The sequence below is a fragment of the Acidovorax sp. sif0632 genome (assembly GCF_019218805.1).
Taxonomy (GTDB): Bacteria; Pseudomonadota; Gammaproteobacteria; order Burkholderiales; family Burkholderiaceae_C; genus Acidovorax; species Acidovorax facilis.
Genome location: NZ_JAHUWW010000004.1, coordinates 392,689 through 410,515 on the forward strand (window position 1 = coordinate 392,689; position 17,827 = coordinate 410,515).

Here is a 17,827-nt window from a genome sequence, read left to right on the forward strand (position 1 = left end):
GCGAGAAAACATATGGTTGAAATTGAACTGGACGGTCAGAAAGTGGAAGTCGCCGAAGGCTGCATGGTGATGCATGCGGCCGAGAAGGCGGGCACCTACATTCCGCATTTCTGCTACCACAAGAAGCTTTCGATCGCTGCCAACTGCCGTATGTGCTTGGTGGATGTGGAAAAGGCTCCCAAGCCCATGCCTGCGTGCGCTACGCCGGTGACGCAGGGCATGATCGTGCGCACCAAGAGCGACAAGGCTATCAAAGCCCAGCAGTCGGTCATGGAGTTCCTGCTGATCAACCACCCGCTGGATTGCCCCATCTGCGACCAGGGCGGTGAATGCCAGTTGCAGGACTTGGCCGTGGGCTACGGCGGCTCTTCTTCTCGCTACGAAGAAGAAAAGCGCGTGGTACCTGTCAAGGATGTTGGCCCGTTGATTTCCATGCAGGAAATGAGCCGTTGCATCCACTGCACCCGTTGCGTGCGCTTTGGCCAGGAAGTGGCTGGCGTGATGGAGCTGGGCATGATCCATCGCGGCGAGCACTCGGAGATCACAACGGTCACCGGTGATACGGTGGACTCCGAGCTGTCGGGCAACATGATCGACATCTGCCCCGTCGGTGCGCTCACGAGCAAGCCTTTCCGATACAGCGCCCGTACTTGGGAGTTGTCGCGCCGCCGTTCGGTGAGCCCCCACGATTCGACCGGTTCCAACCTGATTGTTCAGGTCAAGAACCACAAGGTCATGCGCGTGGTGCCGTTCGAGAATGAGGCTGTCAACGAATGCTGGATTGCCGACCGTGACCGTTTCTCGTACGAATCGCTCAACAGCGACGAACGCCTGACCCAGCCGATGCTCAAGCAGGGCGGGGTGTGGAGGCAGGTCGATTGGCAGACCGCACTGGAATACGTCGCCAACGGTTTGAAGAACATCAAGAATGACCACGGCGCCAACAGCATTGGCGCTCTGGTCAGTCCGCACAGCACGGTCGAAGAGTTGTACCTGGCTTCTGCATTGGTGCGTGGTCTGGGCAGTGACAACATTGACTACCGCCTGCGCAATGCTGATTTTGCAGCGCCCGAAGGTATCCGCTGGCTTGGCACGTCCATTGCCTCGTTGTCCACGTTGCAGAGTGTGCTTGTGGTGGGCTCCAACCTGCGCAAGGACCATCCGTTGTTCGCCCAGCGCATTCGCCAGGCAGTACGCCACGGCTGTCAGGTCAGTGTGGTTGATTCGGCCCTGGCTGACTGGGCAATGCCGGTGAAACACTCCCTGCTGCAGCCTGCTGCCCAATGGGTGGCGGCGCTTGGCGGCATCGCTGCTGCGGTGGCGCAGGAAAAGGGTGCTTCTGCGCCTGCGGGGGCAGGTGCCGTGACCGAGGGTGCCTTGGCGATCGCCCGTACCCTGCTGGGTGGCGAACGCAAGGCGCTGCTGTTGGGCAACGCAGCTGCGCACCATGCACAGGCTACGCAATTGCTGGCGCTGGCCAACTGGATTGGTGAGAACACGGGGGCATCCGTCGGCTACCTGACGGAAGCCGCCAATACGGTGGGTGCTCAGTTCGTGGGGGCTCATCCTGTCAATGGTGGCTTGAATGCGGGCCAGATGCTTTCCGGTGGTCTGAAGGCAGCCTTGTTGCTCAATACTGAGCCGGTGTACGACTCCGCTGCGGGCGCCAGCGCTGCTGCCACGCTGTCTGGTGCAGACATGGTGATCACGTTGAGCCCCTTCAAGGCCAACATGGAGTTCAGTGACGTTTTGTTGCCAATTGCCCCGTTCACCGAAACGTCTGGCAGCTTCGTCAATGCGGAAGGCCGTCTGCAGAGCTTCCACGCCGTGGTGCGCCCTCTGGGTGACGCCCGTCCTGCATGGAAGGTTCTGCGCGTTCTGGCCAATCTGCTGGGTGTACCGGGCTTCGACTTTGAAACCTCGCAGGACGTGCTGGCCCGTGCCACGAATGCCCCAGCGGGCACGGTCACGCAATTGGCGGCTGCTCAGATGTCGAACGCTGTGAGGACGGTGCCAGTCGCTGCGACAGCCGCAGCAGGTGAACCCGTGGTCGCATCCATCTATCAACTGGACGGCCTGGTGCGCCGTTCCACGTCGTTGCAGCTCACTGCCGACGCGCGCATGGCACGTGAAGGAGTGGCCGCATGATCGACGCGATCTACAACGCGGGCCTGAACCTGCTTTCTTTTGGGTGGTGGACTGGCATCGTCTGGCCGGTGCTCTGGATCCTGATCAAGATCGTTTGTATCCTGGCGCCTTTGATGGGTGCGGTGGCCTACCTCACGCTGTGGGAGCGTAAGCTCCTGGGCTTCATGCAGGTGCGCCATGGACCCAACCGCGTGGGTCCCATGGGGTTGCTGCAGCCTATCGCTGACGCGCTGAAGCTGTTGACCAAGGAAATCATCCAGCCCACGGCGGCCAGCAAGGGCTTGTTTGTCCTGGGACCTGTCATGGCCATCATGCCGGCACTGGCTGCCTGGGTGGCTATTCCCTTTGGCCCCGATGTGGCCTTGGCCAATGTGAATGCAGGTCTGCTGCTGGTCATGGCCATCACCTCGATTGAGGTCTATGGTGTGATCATTGCAGGCTGGGCCTCGAACTCCAAGTATGCTTTTCTCGGTGCGCTGCGTGCTTCCGCACAGATGGTGAGCTACGAAATTGCCATGGGCTTCTGCTTCCTGGTTGTGATCATGGTCTCCGGTAGCATGAACCTGACCGAAATCGTGATGGGGCAGGGGCGTGGCATGGCTGCGGATAAGGGCCTGACCTTCCTGTCCTGGAACTGGCTCCCGCTGCTGCCCATTTTTCTGGTCTACCTGATCTCTGGGGTTGCTGAAACGAATCGCCACCCGTTTGACGTGGTGGAAGGCGAGGCGGAAATCGTGGCCGGCCACATGGTGGAGTATTCCGGCATGGGCTTTGCGATCTTCTTCCTGGCTGAGTACGCCAGCATGTGGCTCGTTTCCATCCTGGCTGCACTGATGTTCCTTGGCGGCTGGCTGCCCCCCATCGACAGTGCGTTGTTCAACTGGATTCCCGGCTGGATCTGGCTGGGTATCAAGACCTTCCTTGTGGTGTCCATGTTCATCTGGATCCGGGCGACCTTCCCCCGTTTCCGTTATGACCAGATCATGCGTCTGGGCTGGAAGATCTTTATTCCAGTCACGCTGGTGTATTTGTTGTTTGTCGGCGGGTGGTTGCTCTCGCCTTGGAATATCTGGAAATAAGCGGGGACACAAATGACTGCTGTTGCTGCTGCTGCACCTTTTTCGTTCAAGGATTTCTTCAAGAGCTTCATGCTCGTGGAGTTGCTCAAGGGCATGGCCCTCACGGGCCGCTATGCCTTTCGCCGCAAGGTGACTGTGCAGTTCCCGGAAGAGAAAACGCCTCTTTCACCCCGTTTTCGCGGTCTGCATGCGCTGCGCCGCTATGAAAACGGGGAAGAGCGTTGTATCGCCTGCAAGTTGTGCGAGGCCGTTTGCCCCGCCATGGCGATCACGATTGAGTCGGACGTCCGTGCCGATGGCTCCCGCCGCACCACTCGCTATGACATCGATCTGACCAAGTGCATCTTCTGCGGTTTCTGCGAAGAAAGCTGCCCGGTGGATTCCATCGTGGAGACGCACATCTTTGAATACCACGGCGAAAAGCGTGGCGATCTGTATTTCACGAAGGACATGCTCCTGGCCGTGGGCGACCGGTACGAAGGTGAAATTGCGGCAGCCAAGGCTGCGGACGCCAAGTACCGCTGAGCGGTGCAGGCTTCAGCCTCTTTGCCAGACTTTCTATAAAGACCCGATTCATGGACGCCAAGACTGGTTTCTTCTACCTCTTCTCGGTTGTGCTGCTGTTTGCAGCCTTCCGGGTGATCACCGCGCGCAATCCTGTGCATGCCGTGCTCTATCTCATCCTCGCGTTTTCGCAGGCGGCAGCGGTGTGGTTGCTGCTCAAAGCCGAATTCCTCGCCATTGCCTTGGTGCTCGTGTACCTGGGCGCGGTGATGGTGCTGTTCCTGTTCGTCGTGATGATGCTTGATATTCACATCGACACGGTGCGCAAAGGCTTCTGGAAGCACTTTCCCCTGGCCGCCACGGTAGGCGCTTTGATTGCGCTGGAAATGGCCGCTGTGCTGATGGGCGGGTTTCGTGGCATGGACGAGCCCAAGGCCGTCGCCACCATGGTGGATGCTGCGGGGCAGGTGGTCCCGTATTCGAATACCAAGGCGTTGGGCAAGCTGCTTTACACCGAATACCTTTATCCCGTTGAAATCGCAGCTGTGATTCTGCTGGTGGCCATGATTGCCGCCATTGCGCTCACCCTGCGCCAGCGCAAGGACAGCAAGGCCATCAATCCTTCGGTGCAGATCCGCGTCCGTGCTGCGGACCGCCTGGAAGTGGTGAAGGTCGCAGCGACCCAGAAGCCGGTGGACGAAGCACAGGCAGAGCCGGCCGTCGAGGAGAAAAAAGCATGACGCTGACATTGGGACACTTTCTCTCGCTGGGTGCGATGTTGTTCGCGCTCGCGGTGATCGGGATTTTCCTGAACCGCAAGAACCTGATCGTGCTGCTGATGGCCATCGAATTGATGCTGCTGGCGGTGAACATGAACTTCGTGGCTTTCTCCCACTACCTGGGCGACATGCACGGCCAGGTGTTTGTGTTCTTCATCCTGACCGTGGCGGCAGCCGAATCGGCCATCGGCCTGGCCATCCTGGTGCTGCTGTTCCGCAACAAGTCCAGCATCAACGCGGAAGACCTCAACACCCTCAAGGGTTGATGGGCTACCCGTATTCCCAAGGTTCTCAAGAATGAGTCAAACCCTCTCTGCTTCAACGCTCCTGGCCGTGCCACTGGCTCCGCTGGCGGGTGCTTTGCTGGCCGGCATCTTTGGTACGACCTTTGGTGGTAACTGGATAGGCCGACGCCTGAGCCATACCCTGACGATCCTGGGCGTGCTCGTGGCGTTCGTGTTGTCTGCGATGACGCTCAAGAGCGTTGCGATCGATGGCGCGCGTTTTAACGAGACGCTGTACACCTGGATGGTTGTTGGTGGTCTGAAGATGGAAGTGGGCTTCCTGGTGGACAGCCTCACCGCCATGATGATGGTCGTGGTGACCTTTGTGTCGCTGATGGTGCACATCTACACCATTGGCTACATGGAAGAGGACGACGGCTATAACCGTTTCTTCGCATACATCTCGTTGTTCACGTTCTCCATGCTGATGCTGGTGATGAGCAACAACCTGCTGCAGCTGTTCTTCGGTTGGGAAGCTGTGGGCCTGGTGTCTTACCTGCTGATCGGCTTCTGGTTCAACAAGCCTTCGGCGATCTTTGCCAACATGAAGGCCTTTCTGGTCAACCGGGTGGGCGACTTCGGTTTCATCCTGGGCATTGGCCTGATCGCAGCTTACGCTGGCACGTTGAACTACGGCGAAGTGTTCGCGAAGACGGGTGAGCTGGGTGGTCTGCCATTCCCCGGCACCGACTGGATGCTGATCACCGTGATCTGCATCTGCCTGTTCATTGGTGCGATGGGCAAGTCGGCCCAGTTCCCGCTGCACGTGTGGTTGCCCGACTCGATGGAAGGTCCAACCCCTATCTCGGCGCTGATCCACGCGGCAACCATGGTGACCGCGGGCATTTTCATGGTGGCGCGCATGTCGCCCCTGTTTGAACTGTCTGATACGGCCCTGAATTTCATCCTCGTGATTGGTGCCATCACGGCGTTGTTCATGGGATTCCTGGGCATCATCCAGAACGACATCAAGCGTGTGGTGGCTTATTCCACGCTGTCGCAGCTGGGTTATATGACCGTAGCGCTGGGCGCATCGGCTTACTCGGTGGCAGTGTTCCACCTGATGACCCACGCGTTCTTCAAGGCGCTGCTGTTCCTCGGGGCCGGCTCGGTCATCATGGGCATGCACCACAACCAGGATATCCGCTGGATGGGCGGCGTGCGCAAGTACATGCCCATCACCTGGATCACCTCACTGCTGGGTTCGCTGGCGTTGATCGGTACTCCGCTGTTCTCGGGCTTCTACTCTAAGGACAGCATCATTGAGGCCGTGCACTTCAGCCAACTGCCCGCAGCCGGTTTTGCGCACTTTGCCGTGCTCGCAGGTGTGTTCATCACGGCGTTCTATTCGTTCCGCATGTATTTCCTGGTCTTCCATGGCAAGGAGCGCTACGACCAGAACCCGGATGCGCACCATGACGACCACCATGGTCATGATGATCACCACGGGCACGATGCCAAGCCACACGAATCCCCCTGGGTGGTGACGGTGCCGCTGGTGCTGCTGGCCATTCCTTCGGTGGTGGTGGGCTTCATGTTCATCCAGCCCATGCTGTTTGGTGACTTCTTCAAGGACGTGATCTTTGTCGATGCGGCCAAGCACTCGGCCATGGCGAAGCTGGCAGAAATCTTCCACGGTCCGGTGGGGATGGCACTGCATGGTCTGCAGACAGCGCCTTTCTGGCTTGCTTTGGCGGGGGTAGCTGCTTCGTACTACATGTACATGGTCAATCCTGCGCTGCCTGCGGGCATCAAGGCACGTGTCCAGCCGCTCTACACCTTGCTGGAAAACAAATATTACCTCGATTGGATCAACGAGAACATCCTCGCCCGTGGTGCTCGTGCGCTGGGTGTCGGGCTGTGGAAGGTAGGCGATCAGGCCATCATCGACGGCGCTCTCGTGAACGGTTCTTGGAAGTTGGTGCGTGGAGTTTCCGGCATCGTGCGCTGGATGCAGTCGGGCTTTATCTTCCACTACGCGCTGGTGATGATCCTGGGTGTCTTCGCGCTGATGACCTGGTTTGTCTGGGGCGATGCTCTGTTGCAGCTCATCAAATAAGGAAAACAACAAATGGGTCTGTTGAGTCTTGCAATCTGGGCACCGATTGCCTTCGGTGTACTGCTGCTGGCCATTGGGCGGGATGAGCATGCCCGCGCGGTGCGGTGGCTGGCGCTGGTGGGGGCCGTGGTTGGCTTCCTGGTGACGTTACCCCTGTACGATGGGTTCCAGCTGGGCACGGCGGCGATGCAGTTTGTCGAGAAGGCAGCCTGGATCGAACGCTTCAACATCCACTATCACCTGGGTGTGGATGGCATCTCGTTCTGGTTCGTGCCGCTGACGGCATTCATCACAGTCATCGTCGTAGTGGCTTCCTGGGAGTCCATCACCGAGCGCGTCAACCAGTACATGGGGGCTTTCCTGATCCTGTCGGGCCTCATGATTGGCGTATTCACGGCGTTGGACGGCATGCTGTTCTACGTGTTCTTCGAAGCCACGCTGATTCCGATGTACCTGATCATCGGTATCTGGGGTGGCCCCAACAAGATCTACGCGGCGTTCAAGTTCTTCCTGTATACGCTGCTCGGTTCGCTGCTGATGCTGATCGCGCTGATCTTCCTGTACAACCAGTCGGGCGGCAGCTTCGACATTGCCACGTGGCACCAGTTGCCGCTGAGCCGTACGGCGCAGACGCTGCTGTTCTTTGCCTTCTTTGCGGCGTTTGCTGTGAAGGTGCCGATGTGGCCGGTGCACACCTGGCTGCCCGACGTGCACGTGGAGGCGCCCACCGGAGGCTCTGCCGTGCTGGCAGCCATCATGCTAAAGCTGGGCGCATACGGCTTCCTGCGTTTCTCCATGCCCATCGCCCCCGATGCCTCGCGCGAGTGGGCTTGGCTGATGATTGCCCTGTCGCTGATTGCCGTGATCTATGTGGGTCTGGTGGCCATGGTCCAGAAGGACATGAAGAAACTGGTGGCGTATTCGTCTGTGGCGCACATGGGCTTTGTGACGCTGGGCTTCTTTATCTTCAACGATCTGGGCGTGTCTGGCGGTCTGGTGCAGATGATTGCCCACGGATTTGTTTCGGGCGCGATGTTCCTGTCCATTGGCGTGCTGTATGACCGCGTGCATTCGCGTGAAATCGCCGCTTACGGCGGTGTGGTCAACACCATGCCCAACTTCACGGCCTTTGCGCTGCTGTTTGCGATGGCCAATTGCGGCCTTCCAGGCACTGCCGGCTTTGTGGGCGAGTGGATGGTGATCCTTGGTGCTGTCAAGGCCAACTTCTGGATCGGTCTGGCCGCCGCCACTGCGCTGATCTTTGGTGCCGCCTACACGCTGTGGATGTTCAAGCGCGTATACCTGGGGCCAGTGGGCAATGACAACGTCAAGGGCCTGACCGACATCGACAGCCGCGAATTCCTGGTGCTTGCCTTGCTGGGCATTGCCGTACTGGCCATGGGCCTGTATCCCCGTCCGTTCACGGACGTGATGGACACCTCGGTGGCGGAACTGCTCAAGCATGTTGCGCTGTCCAAGCTGAACTAAGAGATTCAAGAAGATGATTGACAACATCAGCTGGCTCGCGATTTACCCCGAAATCGTGCTGTTGACCATGGCCTGCGTGATCGCGCTGGTCGACCTGGGCGTGCACAGCGCCCGCCGCACCGCCACCTACGTGCTCACCCTGCTCACGCTCGCCGTGGTGGCTGGATTGCAGGCCATGTACGCCAGCAGCGGCAACACCTTCTATGGGTTTGGCAACATGGTGGTGAGCGATGCCATGGGCAACTGGCTCAAGTGCTTCGCCACGGTGGCCATGATGATCACGCTGGTCTATGCCCGACCCTACGCGGCAGATCGCGGCATGATGCGCGGAGGTGAAATGTTCACCTTGTCGATGTTTGCGCTGCTGGGCATGTTCATCATGATCTCGGGCAACAACTTCCTCGTGATCTACCTGGGCCTGGAACTGCTGACCCTGTCGAGCTACGCGCTTGTGGCCCTGCGCCGTGACAACGCCACGGCCACAGAAGCGGCCATGAAGTATTTCGTGCTTGGCGCCATGGCCAGCGGCTTCCTGCTGTACGGCCTGTCCATGATCTACGGTGCCACGGGTTCGCTCGATATCGGCCAGGTGTTCAAGGCCGTCAATTCGGGCCAGATTCGCCACCAGGTGCTGGTTTTCGGCCTCGTGTTCGTGGTGGCCGGCCTAGCCTTCAAACTGGGTGTCGTGCCTTTCCACATGTGGATTCCCGACGTCTACCAGGGCGCTCCCACGGCGGTCACGCTCATGATCGGTGGCGCGCCCAAGCTGGCGGCGTTTGCCATCACCATCCGCCTGCTGGTGGACGGGTTGTTGCCCTTGGCCATCGACTGGCAGCAAATGCTGGCAGTGCTGGCGATTGGCTCACTGCTCGTGGGTAATCTGGCCGCCATCGCGCAGACCAACCTCAAGCGCATGCTGGCGTACTCCACCATCTCGCAAATGGGCTTTGTGCTGCTGGGTCTGATGTCGGGTGTGGTGAACGGCAATGTGGATGCTACGGCCGTTGAGAACGCCTACAGCGCCTCGATGTTCTACGTGGTGACCTATGTGCTCACCACGCTGGCAGCCTTTGGCGTGATCTTGCTGCTGGCCCGCGAAGGCTTCGAAAGCGAGGAAATTTCGGACTTTGCCGGCCTCAACCAGCGCAGCCCCCTGTACGCCGGTGTGATGGCCGTCTGCCTGTTCTCGATGGCCGGTATTCCGCCGCTCGTCGGTTTCTACGCCAAGCTGGCCGTGCTGCAGGCGTTGGTGGCCTCAGGCCAGACCCTGTACATCGCGATGGCGGTGTTCGCGGTGATCATGTCGCTGATCGGCGCCTTCTACTACCTGCGGGTGGTGAAGGTCATGTACTTCGACGCACCGTTGACGGCCTCGAACGTGTCCGCCCCGGCGGATGTGCGTGTGGTGCTGACCCTTAACGGCGCGCTCTTGCTGGTGCTGGGCCTTCTGCCCGGCGGCTTGATGGCCCTTTGCGCTGACGCTGTCGTGCGCGCGCTGGCCACCTAAGCGTTCCCCACTGCCTGCTGTTCCTGTGTCGCTTACCGGGTCCGTCTGGCTGGTCATCGTGGCAGCGTTCATTGCTGCCAACCTGCCTTTTGTCAACCACCGCTGGCTGGCGGTAGGGCCACAGTCCAATCCGAGAAAGCCGCTGGTGGGCCGCCTGGGCGAGCTGATCCTGCTGTACTTTCTGGTGGGTGGCTTGGCGCTGTTGCTGGAGCGCAGGGCCGGGCAGATTGCTTCGCAAGGCTGGGAGTTCTATGCGATCACCGGGACGCTGTTCCTTACACTCGCCTTTCCAGGTTTTGTTTATCGTTACCTGCTGCGCCGCCACGGCTGATGGCCAGCGTGCCCAAGGTTTGCCATGAAGGTGCTTGATCTCCAATGCCGGCAGGGCCATGTCTTTGAAGGCTGGTTCGCGTCGGAAGACGATTTCCAGGGCCAGAAGCAACGTGGATTGGTGCAATGCCCGCTGTGCGCGGACGATCACATTGAAAAACGCTTGAGTGCTCCCCGGCTGAACCTGGGGGCGCGCGAGCCAGCTGCACCGTCAGCCGTGCCTACACCGTCTGCCGCACCCGAGGGCGGCAGTCTTCAGGTCGGAAACTCTCCGGCACTTCCCCCCGCATTACAGGCTGCCTGGCTGGACCTTGCCCGCAAGATCGTCGCGAATACTGAGGATGTGGGTGCGCGCTTTGCGCAAGAGGCCCGGCGCATGCACCACGGTGAGGTGCAGGAGCGTGCGATTCGCGGGCAGGCCACTCCGGATGAGGCGATGGAGCTGCTGGAGGAGGGGATCGCCGTCATGCCCTTGCCTCTGCCCGCCGCCGCCAAGGAAACGCTCCAGTAGGCCATCGATGCTTGGGCCCAAAATATTAAATGTTTTAGGCTGCTGGCGCTTGATGGGTAAGACAGTATTGCTATCAATTTGATATCAATATGACGGGCGGCCTGGGATTAGCCGGAAACCCTCCGTAAACCCCCACTGTTGGCCGCGATCTGACAGTGCGGGCGTTACACCGTGAACTGCAACGCCGCCAGGCGGGCATAGACGCCGCCTTGCGCCAGCAGGGCCGTGTGGGTGCCTTGCTCAACGATGCGCCCATGTTCCAGCACCACAATGCGGTCCGCGTTCTGCACCGTGGCCAGCCTGTGGGCAATGACCAGCGTGGTGCGCCGACCTGTGTGGCGCTGCATGGCGGTATCCAACGCCGCCTGCACCATGCGTTCGCTCTCTGCGTCCAGCGCGCTGGTGGCTTCGTCTAGCAGGAGCAGGGGCGGGTTTTTGAGCATGGCCCGGGCAATGGCAATGCGCTGTCGCTGGCCGCCGGACAGCCGCACGCCCCGTTCACCCAGGAAAGTGCCATAGCCCTCGGGCAGCGCCATGATGAAGTCGTGTGCAAAGGCGGCACGTGTGGCTGCCATGACTTCTTCGTCTGTCGCCTGGGGGCGCCCGTAGCGGATGTTGTCCATGGCCGATGCCGAGAAAATCACGGCGTCCTGCGGTACGGTGCCCGTGTGCAAGCGCAGGGTTTCCAGGCGCAGTTGGCGGATGTCCACACCGTTGAGGCGGATGGCGCCCTGGGGTTGGCCCTGTGCCTCGGTGTCCACGTCGTAAAAGCGCTGCAGCAGCTGGAACACCGTGGTTTTGCCCGCGCCGCTGGCGCCCACCAGCGCCACCGTTTCGCCCGGCGCCAGGTGCAGCGTAAAGTCGTGCAGCGCGGGCTGGTCGGGGCGCGAGGGGTAGTGGAACCACACGTTCTCAAACTCCACCTCCAGCCCCCGTTCCGATACAGGCAGGTCCTGCGGCGCGATCGGGTCTGCCACGGGCGATCGGGTCGCGAGCAATTCCATCAGCCGCTCCGTGGCGCCCGCAGCGCGCAGCAGATCGCCATAGACCTCGCCCAGCACGGCCACGGCACCGGCCAGCAAGATCACATACACCACGGTCTGCCCCAGATGCCCGGCTGTCATCTTGCCCGCCAACACCGCCTCCGTGCCCCGGTACAGCCCCCAGAGCAGCAGTGCGGCGTTTGCAATGATGATGAAGGCCACGAGCAGGGCGCGGGCCCCGGTGCGCTTGATGGCGACCTGGAACGCGTTCTCGGTGGCCTGCATGAAGCGGGTGGTCTCGCGGGGTTCTGCCGTGTAACTTTGCACCACCGGCACGGCATTGAGCACCTCGGCCGCTATGGCGCTGGAATCGGCCACCCGGTCCTGGCTGTCGCGCGACAGGCGCCGCACGCGCCTGCCGATCCACATGGTGGGTAGCACCACCAGCACCACGGCCACCATGACCACCGACATGACGTAGGGGTTGGTCCACACCAGCATGGCCAGCGCCCCGACCCCCATCACGGCGTTGCGCAGTCCCATCGACAGGGAGGAGCCGACGACGGTCTGTACCAGCGTGGTGTCGGTGGTCAGGCGCGACAGCACTTCGCCGGTCTGGGTGGTCTCAAAGAACTGCGGGCTTTGTTGCAGCACATGTCCGTATACCGCGTTGCGCAGGTCGGCGGTCACCCGCTCGCCCAGCCAGCTCACCATGTAAAACCGCGCGGCGGAGAACACCCCCAGTGCCACCGCCACGGCAAACAGCGCCTCGAAATGATTGCGCAGTGCCATGGTTTGGGCCCCCTTGTCGGGGTTCACCAGGCCACCATCGACCAGGTTGCGCAAGGCCAGGGGGAAGGCCAGGGTGGCAAGCGCTGCCAGTACCAGGAACACCACCGACAGCGCGATGCGTGCGCGGTACGGTCGCAGAAAGGGAAGGAGGCCCGTCAGGGACCGTGGGGCGCCGCTGGAGGGTTGAGTGGGGGTGGAAGCCATGGGGGTCAGTGTAGAGGGACCGTCCATGCGCCGCTGGGCGCGCCATCGTGGCACTGGCAAGACAAGATGTAAGAAAAAAGTCAGTGTTCTGCCTGGCGGGCTGACGCGTGAGCGGGGGCGAGCCACAGACCGCTTTGTGCGGGGTATCGCCTCCAAAACCAGCAAGGGCGGGCGATGCCGTGCCTGTGCACCGTTGCCATGGGCACCGCCGCAGGTCGCGATGTCCGAAAGCGTAGGCGTTTATACATAGGCATTAGTCCCAGTATCTACTGCGGGGTAGGGGGGCATACGATGCACTGCGATCACAACGCATGTATGAGGACCTTGCTGGCCAAGGCTTCTTTCCCCAGCACCCAACGGAGCGACCCAGGCGCAATGAGCGACGTCATTCTTGAAACCCACAGCCTGACCAAAGAGTTCAAGGGCTTCACCGCCGTCAGCGATGTGAATCTGGCCGTCCGCCGGGGCTCCATCCATGCGCTGATCGGCCCCAACGGCGCAGGCAAGACCACGTGTTTCAACCTGCTGACCAAGTTTCTCACACCCACCTCGGGCACCATCCGGTTCAACGGGCACGACATCACGCGAGAGCAGCCCGCACAGATCGCGCGCCGCGGCGTCATCCGCTCGTTCCAGATCTCGGCGGTGTTCCCCCACCTCACGCTGATGGAGAACGTGCGCCTGGGCCTGCAGCGCAAGCTGGGCACCTCGTTCCACTTCTGGCGCAGCGAGCGCACCCTGTCGCAACTGGACGACCGCGCGATGCAGTTGTTGACAGAAGTGGGCCTGGAAGACTTGGCCGACGAAGTGACGGTCAACCTGCCGTACGGCCGCAAGCGCGCGCTGGAGATCGCCACCACACTGGCCATGGAACCCGAGCTGATGCTGCTGGACGAGCCCACCCAGGGCATGGGCCACGAAGACGTGGACCGCGTCACCCAGCTGATCAAAAAGGTCTCTGCCGGTCGCACCATCTTGATGGTCGAGCACAACATGAAGGTCGTCTCCACCATTGCGGACCGCATCACCGTGCTGCAGCGCGGCGCAGTGCTGGCTGAGGGGCCCTACGAAGAAGTTTCGAACAACCCACAGGTCATGGAAGCCTACATGGGCACCACCGACGGTCAACTCCAAGGAGCGCATTGATGGCTGCCGCTCCCGCCCTCGAAATCAAGAACCTTGAAGCCTGGTACGGCGAGTCGCACGTGCTCCATGGTGTGGACATCGTTGTGCAGCCCGGCGAGGTGGTCACGCTGCTGGGCCGCAACGGCGCGGGCCGCACCACCACCATGCGCGCCATCATGGGCCTGACCGGTGCGCGCAAGGGCTCGGTCAAGATCCATGGTGTGGAGACCATCCACATGGCCACGCACCGCATTGCGCACCTGGGCGTGGGCTACTGCCCGGAAGAGCGCGGCATCTTCTCCAGCCTGTCGTGCGAAGAAAACCTGCTCCTGCCCCCGGCACTGAAGACCGGCACGCCCGGCATGTCGGTGCAGGAGATCTATGCCATGTTCCCCAACCTGGCCGAGCGCAAGAACAGCCAGGGAACACGCCTGTCGGGCGGCGAACAGCAGATGCTGGCCGTGGCCCGCATTCTGCGCACTGGCGCCAAGTTGCTGCTGCTCGACGAGATTTCCGAGGGCCTGGCGCCGGTCATCGTGCAGGCCTTGGCCCGCATGATCATGATGCTGCGCGAGAAAGGCTACACCGTGGTCATGGTCGAGCAGAACTTCCGCTTTGCCGCACCGCTCGCCGACCGCTTTTACGTCATGGAGCACGGCCGCATCGTCGAAAAATTTGGCGCGTCGGAGCTGGAAGAAAAGATGCCCGTGCTCACCGAACTGCTGGGCGTTTGAACGCGCCCCGAAGTCTTGCTTCCCGTTTTCTTCAACCACACCCACAGGAGACAATCCATGAAGAACAAACTCAAAACGCTGGCACTGGTGCTGGGCGCCGCTGGCCTGGCCACCTCGGCCGCGCATGCGCAAGACAAGGTCAAGATCGGCTTCATCACCGACATGTCCAGCCTGTACGCCGACGTGGAGGGCAAGAACGGTGCGGTGGCCATCCAGATGGCGATTGATGATTTTGGCGGCAAGGTGCTGGGCATGCCCATCGAGCTGCTCACCGCAGACCACCAGAACAAGGCCGACATCGCGGCTTCCAAGGCCCGCGAGTGGATCGACACCCAGGGCCTGACCATGCTGTTTGGTGGCACCAACTCTGGCACGGCCCTGGCATCGGCCAAGGTGGCGGCCGAAAAGAAACGTGTGTACATCAACAACGGCGCCGCCAGTTCGGCGCTGACCAACGACCAGTGCACGCCCTACACCGTGCACTATGCCTATGACACCGTGGCGTTGGCCAAGGGCACGGGTTCGGCCATCGTGGATACCGGCGGCAAGTCCTGGTACTTCCTCACGGCAGACTATGCGTTCGGCCATGCACTCGAAGCCGATACCAGCACGGTGGTCAAGGCCAAGGGCGGCACCGTGGTGGGCACCGTGCGCCACCCGCTCAACGCGTCCGACTTCTCGTCCTTCCTGTTGCAGGCGCAGAACTCCAAGGCACAGATTCTGGGTCTCGCCAATGCTGGCGGCGACACCATCAACGCCATCAAGGCTGCCAAGGAGTTCGGGATTGGCAAGAGCATGAAGCTGGCGGGTCTGCTGATCTTCATCAGCGACGTGCACAGCCTGGGCCTGCGCAACACCGAAGGCCTGCAATTCACCACCAGCTGGTACTGGGATCTGAACGACGACACGCGCAAATTTGCCGCGCGTTTCTTCGAGAAGACCAAGCGCATGCCCACCGAAATCCAGGCGGCCGATTACTCCGCCACGATGAACTACCTCAAGGCCGTGGAAGCAGCCAAGACGGTGGATGCCGACAAGGTCATGGCCACATGGCGGGGCATGAAGATGAACGACTTCTTTGCGTCTGGCCAACTGCGCCCCGATGGCCGTTACGTGCATGACATGTACCTGATGGAAGTGAAGAAGCCTTCGGAGTCCACCAAGCCCTGGGACTACTACAAGCTCGTCAAGAAGCTGCCCGGCGACACGGTGTTCACCACCAAGGCTGAGAGCAAGTGCGCGCTCTGGAAGTAAAGCCCTGAGCCGGACTCAACGCGCTCAGCCGCCCAGATGGGCTGGCCTGGCGCGTTGTGCCCCCTGACCTGAACCCCCTCCACCTGCCGCTGCCTCCCATGGAAATTTTTGGTGTCTCATTGCCGGGCCTGTTGAGCCAGCTCCTTCTGGGGCTGGTCAATGGGTCGTTCTACGCCATCCTCAGTCTCGGCCTGGCCGTGATCTTTGGCCTGCTCAACGTCATCAACTTCGCCCACGGGGCGCTGTTCATGACGGGCGCCCTGATGACCTGGATGGCGATGAACTACTTCGGCATCAACTATTGGTGGATGCTGGTGCTGGCGCCGCTGGTGGTGGGCTTGTTTGGGGTGTTGATCGAGCGCTTGCTGCTGCGCTGGATCTACAAGCTGGACCATCTTTATGGCCTGCTGCTCACGCTCGGCCTCACCTTGCTGATCGAAGGCGTGTTCCGCTCCATCTATGGCGTGTCGGGCCTGGGCTATGACACCCCTGAGCTGCTGGAAGGCGCGACCAACCTGGGCTTCATGATCCTGCCCAACTACCGGGCCTGGGTGGTGGTGGCCTCGGTGGTGGTGTGCCTGGCCACCTGGTATGTGATCGAGAAGACCAAGCTCGGCGCTTATCTGCGCGCGGGCACTGAAAACCCACGCCTGGTGGAAGCTTTCGGCATCAACGTGCCCGTGATGGTGACCCTGACCTACGCCTTTGGCGCCGCGCTGGCTGCCTTCGCTGGCGTGCTGGCGGCCCCGGTCTACCAGGTCACGCCGCTCATGGGCCAGAACCTCATCATCGTGGTGTTTGCCGTGGTGGTGATTGGCGGCATGGGCTCCATCATGGGCTCCATCCTGACCGGGCTGGGCCTGGGCGTCATCGAAGGCTTCACCAAGGTCTTCTATCCCGAAGCATCGTCCACCGTGGTGTTTGTCATCATGGTCATCGTTCTCCTCATCCGCCCCGCCGGCCTGTTCGGCAAAGAAAAATAAGGGGCAGCCAGCATGAATCTCAAGAACACTGCCACCATCGGCTACGGCCTGCTACTGCTGGGCCTGATTGCCGCCCCCTTCCTTGGTGCCTATCCCATCTTTGTGATGAAGCTCATGTGCTTTGCACTGTTTGCTTCGGCGTTCAACCTGCTGCTGGGCTACACCGGCCTGCTGTCATTCGGGCATGCAGCATTTTTGGGCGGGGCGGCCTACGTGGCGGGGCATGCCATCAAGGTGTGGGGCCTCACGCCCGAGGTGGGCCTGCTGCTGGGCACGGCCGGGGGGGCTTTGCTGGGCCTGCTGTTTGGCTGGCTGGCCATCCGCCGCCAGGGCATTTATTTTTCAATGATCACGCTGGCGTTGGCCCAGATGCTGTTCTTTGTGTGCTTGCAAGCGCCCTTCACCGGGGGTGAAGACGGCTTGCAGGGCGTGCCGCGCGGCAAGCTCTTTGGCCTGATCGATCTGAAGGACGATCTGGTCATGTACTACGTGGCGCTGGTCATCGTGGTGGCTGCGTTCCTCGTTATCGTGCGCACCATCCACTCGCCGTTCGGCCAGGTGCTCAAGGGAATCAAAGAGAACGAGCCCCGCGCAATCTCTCTGGGGTACGACACACACCGCTTCAAGCTGCTGGCCTTTGTGCTGTCGGCTGCGCTGGCGGGGCTGGCGGGCTCCCTCAAGACGCTTGTGCTCGGCTTTGCCACGCTGTCGGACGTGCACTGGACGGCCTCGGGTCAGGTCATCCTGATGACGCTGGTGGGCGGCCTGGGCACACTGTCGGGCCCGCTCATCGGCTCGGCCGTGGTGGTTCTGCTCGAAAACAAGATCGGTGAATTCGGCAACCTGCTGGCGGCGCTGACCAGCGTGGAGTGGTTCAAGACCCTGGGCGAATCCGTCACCATGGTCACGGGGCTGATCTTCGTGATCTGCGTGCTGGCCTTCCGCCGGGGCATCATGGGCGAAATCATTGCCTGGCTGGCACAGCGCCGCGCGGGCAACACTGCCAAGCACTGACCCCGTCATGGCCCGCAACGGCGGGCTGCTACCTGGATGCTGCTCAAAA

General features: G+C 61.1%; 16 protein-coding genes. 15 read left to right on the forward strand and 1 reads right to left on the reverse strand.

The features are described 5' to 3' along the window. Positions 1-12: 12 nt before the first annotated feature. The 10 genes from nuoG to KW832_RS15520 are packed head-to-tail and all read left to right on the forward strand — an operon-like array spanning position 13 to position 10,689. Positions 13-2,148 carry an NADH-quinone oxidoreductase subunit NuoG gene (nuoG, locus tag KW832_RS15475; protein ID WP_218300595.1) on the forward strand — a complete coding sequence of 712 codons (2,136 nt, stop codon included), beginning with the start codon at positions 13-15 and terminating at the stop codon, positions 2,146-2,148. Next, positions 2,145-3,227 carry an NADH-quinone oxidoreductase subunit NuoH gene (gene nuoH / locus KW832_RS15480; protein WP_055393236.1) on the forward strand — a complete coding sequence of 361 codons (1,083 nt, stop codon included), beginning with the start codon at positions 2,145-2,147 and terminating at the stop codon, positions 3,225-3,227. Before nuoG ends, nuoH begins: the two co-directional genes overlap by 4 nt. Positions 3,228-3,239: 12 nt before the next feature. Further along, positions 3,240-3,752 (forward strand): NADH-quinone oxidoreductase subunit NuoI, encoded by a 513-nt coding sequence (gene nuoI, locus KW832_RS15485; RefSeq protein ID WP_218300596.1) that lies wholly within the window; start codon positions 3,240-3,242, stop codon positions 3,750-3,752. Between the two features lie 50 nt (positions 3,753-3,802). Next, entirely contained in the window at positions 3,803-4,471 is a 669-nt protein-coding gene (locus KW832_RS15490) for an NADH-quinone oxidoreductase subunit J (protein ID WP_055393238.1), read from the forward strand. Continuing rightward, positions 4,468-4,776 (forward strand): NADH-quinone oxidoreductase subunit NuoK, encoded by a 309-nt coding sequence (gene nuoK, locus KW832_RS15495; RefSeq protein ID WP_005793248.1) that lies wholly within the window; start codon positions 4,468-4,470, stop codon positions 4,774-4,776. Before KW832_RS15490 ends, nuoK begins: the two co-directional genes overlap by 4 nt. Before the next feature lie 31 nt (positions 4,777-4,807). Beyond that, positions 4,808-6,853, forward strand: coding sequence for an NADH-quinone oxidoreductase subunit L (nuoL, locus tag KW832_RS15500; protein ID WP_218300597.1), 2,046 nt, complete (start codon positions 4,808-4,810; stop codon positions 6,851-6,853). Positions 6,854-6,865: 12 nt separating this feature from the next. Next, positions 6,866-8,341 carry an NADH-quinone oxidoreductase subunit M gene (locus KW832_RS15505; RefSeq protein ID WP_055393242.1) on the forward strand — a complete coding sequence of 492 codons (1,476 nt, stop codon included), beginning with the start codon at positions 6,866-6,868 and terminating at the stop codon, positions 8,339-8,341. Positions 8,342-8,354: 13 nt separating this feature from the next. Beyond that, a complete protein-coding gene (gene nuoN / locus KW832_RS15510) occupies positions 8,355-9,848 on the forward strand; it encodes an NADH-quinone oxidoreductase subunit NuoN (RefSeq protein ID WP_055393244.1) in 1,494 nt (497 codons plus the stop codon). Between the two features lie 25 nt (positions 9,849-9,873). After that, the gene (locus tag KW832_RS15515; protein ID WP_055393246.1) at positions 9,874-10,179 is read left to right on the forward strand and encodes a DUF2818 family protein; all 306 of its coding nucleotides are present in this window, start codon (positions 9,874-9,876) and stop codon (positions 10,177-10,179) included. A 24-nt stretch (positions 10,180-10,203) separates the two neighbouring features. Beyond that, positions 10,204-10,689 carry a DUF1178 family protein gene (locus tag KW832_RS15520; RefSeq protein WP_218300598.1) on the forward strand — a complete coding sequence of 162 codons (486 nt, stop codon included), beginning with the start codon at positions 10,204-10,206 and terminating at the stop codon, positions 10,687-10,689. Positions 10,690-10,853: 164 nt separating this feature from the next. Here the strand turns inward: KW832_RS15520 and KW832_RS15525 are convergent, their stop codons facing one another. Continuing rightward, positions 10,854-12,668: an ABC transporter transmembrane domain-containing protein gene (locus KW832_RS15525; RefSeq protein ID WP_218300599.1), complete on the reverse strand. Its 1,815-nt coding sequence runs from the start codon at positions 12,666-12,668 to the stop codon at positions 10,854-10,856. A gap of 375 nt (positions 12,669-13,043) precedes the next feature. Here KW832_RS15525 and KW832_RS15530 point away from each other — a divergent pair, with 375 nt between their 5' ends. From KW832_RS15530 to KW832_RS15550, 5 genes are all read left to right on the forward strand, one after another. Further along, entirely contained in the window at positions 13,044-13,814 is a 771-nt protein-coding gene (locus KW832_RS15530; RefSeq protein ID WP_055393252.1) for an ABC transporter ATP-binding protein, read from the forward strand. Beyond that, complete coding sequence (locus tag KW832_RS15535) at positions 13,814-14,527, forward strand: ABC transporter ATP-binding protein (protein ID WP_055393254.1); 714 nt, start codon at positions 13,814-13,816, stop codon at positions 14,525-14,527. The genes KW832_RS15530 and KW832_RS15535 overlap by 1 nt, the downstream gene beginning before the upstream one ends. Before the next feature lie 57 nt (positions 14,528-14,584). Next, positions 14,585-15,781 (forward strand): ABC transporter substrate-binding protein, encoded by a 1,197-nt coding sequence (locus KW832_RS15540; protein WP_055393256.1) that lies wholly within the window; start codon positions 14,585-14,587, stop codon positions 15,779-15,781. A 98-nt stretch (positions 15,782-15,879) separates the two neighbouring features. Next, positions 15,880-16,764, forward strand: coding sequence for a branched-chain amino acid ABC transporter permease (locus tag KW832_RS15545; protein ID WP_010463953.1), 885 nt, complete (start codon positions 15,880-15,882; stop codon positions 16,762-16,764). Between the two features lie 12 nt (positions 16,765-16,776). Continuing rightward, positions 16,777-17,778 carry a branched-chain amino acid ABC transporter permease gene (locus tag KW832_RS15550; protein ID WP_055393257.1) on the forward strand — a complete coding sequence of 334 codons (1,002 nt, stop codon included), beginning with the start codon at positions 16,777-16,779 and terminating at the stop codon, positions 17,776-17,778. Positions 17,779-17,827: the final 49 nt, after the last annotated feature.

Coding starts and splice junctions, on each gene's coding strand:
- nuoG (WP_218300595.1), top strand. CDS start 13: ATGGTTGAAATTGAACTGGACGGTCAGAAAGTGGAAGTCGCCGAAGGC.
- nuoH (WP_055393236.1), top strand. CDS start 2,145: ATGATCGACGCGATCTACAACGCGGGCCTGAACCTGCTTTCTTTTGGG.
- nuoI (WP_218300596.1), top strand. CDS start 3,240: ATGACTGCTGTTGCTGCTGCTGCACCTTTTTCGTTCAAGGATTTCTTC.
- KW832_RS15490 (WP_055393238.1), top strand. CDS start 3,803: ATGGACGCCAAGACTGGTTTCTTCTACCTCTTCTCGGTTGTGCTGCTG.
- nuoK (WP_005793248.1), top strand. CDS start 4,468: ATGACGCTGACATTGGGACACTTTCTCTCGCTGGGTGCGATGTTGTTC.
- nuoL (WP_218300597.1), top strand. CDS start 4,808: ATGAGTCAAACCCTCTCTGCTTCAACGCTCCTGGCCGTGCCACTGGCT.
- KW832_RS15505 (WP_055393242.1), top strand. CDS start 6,866: ATGGGTCTGTTGAGTCTTGCAATCTGGGCACCGATTGCCTTCGGTGTA.
- nuoN (WP_055393244.1), top strand. CDS start 8,355: ATGATTGACAACATCAGCTGGCTCGCGATTTACCCCGAAATCGTGCTG.
- KW832_RS15520 (WP_218300598.1), top strand. CDS start 10,204: ATGAAGGTGCTTGATCTCCAATGCCGGCAGGGCCATGTCTTTGAAGGC.
- KW832_RS15525 (WP_218300599.1), bottom strand. CDS start 12,668: ATGGCTTCCACCCCCACTCAACCCTCCAGCGGCGCCCCACGGTCCCTG.
- KW832_RS15530 (WP_055393252.1), top strand. CDS start 13,044: ATGAGCGACGTCATTCTTGAAACCCACAGCCTGACCAAAGAGTTCAAG.
- KW832_RS15535 (WP_055393254.1), top strand. CDS start 13,814: ATGGCTGCCGCTCCCGCCCTCGAAATCAAGAACCTTGAAGCCTGGTAC.
- KW832_RS15540 (WP_055393256.1), top strand. CDS start 14,585: ATGAAGAACAAACTCAAAACGCTGGCACTGGTGCTGGGCGCCGCTGGC.
- KW832_RS15545 (WP_010463953.1), top strand. CDS start 15,880: ATGGAAATTTTTGGTGTCTCATTGCCGGGCCTGTTGAGCCAGCTCCTT.
- KW832_RS15550 (WP_055393257.1), top strand. CDS start 16,777: ATGAATCTCAAGAACACTGCCACCATCGGCTACGGCCTGCTACTGCTG.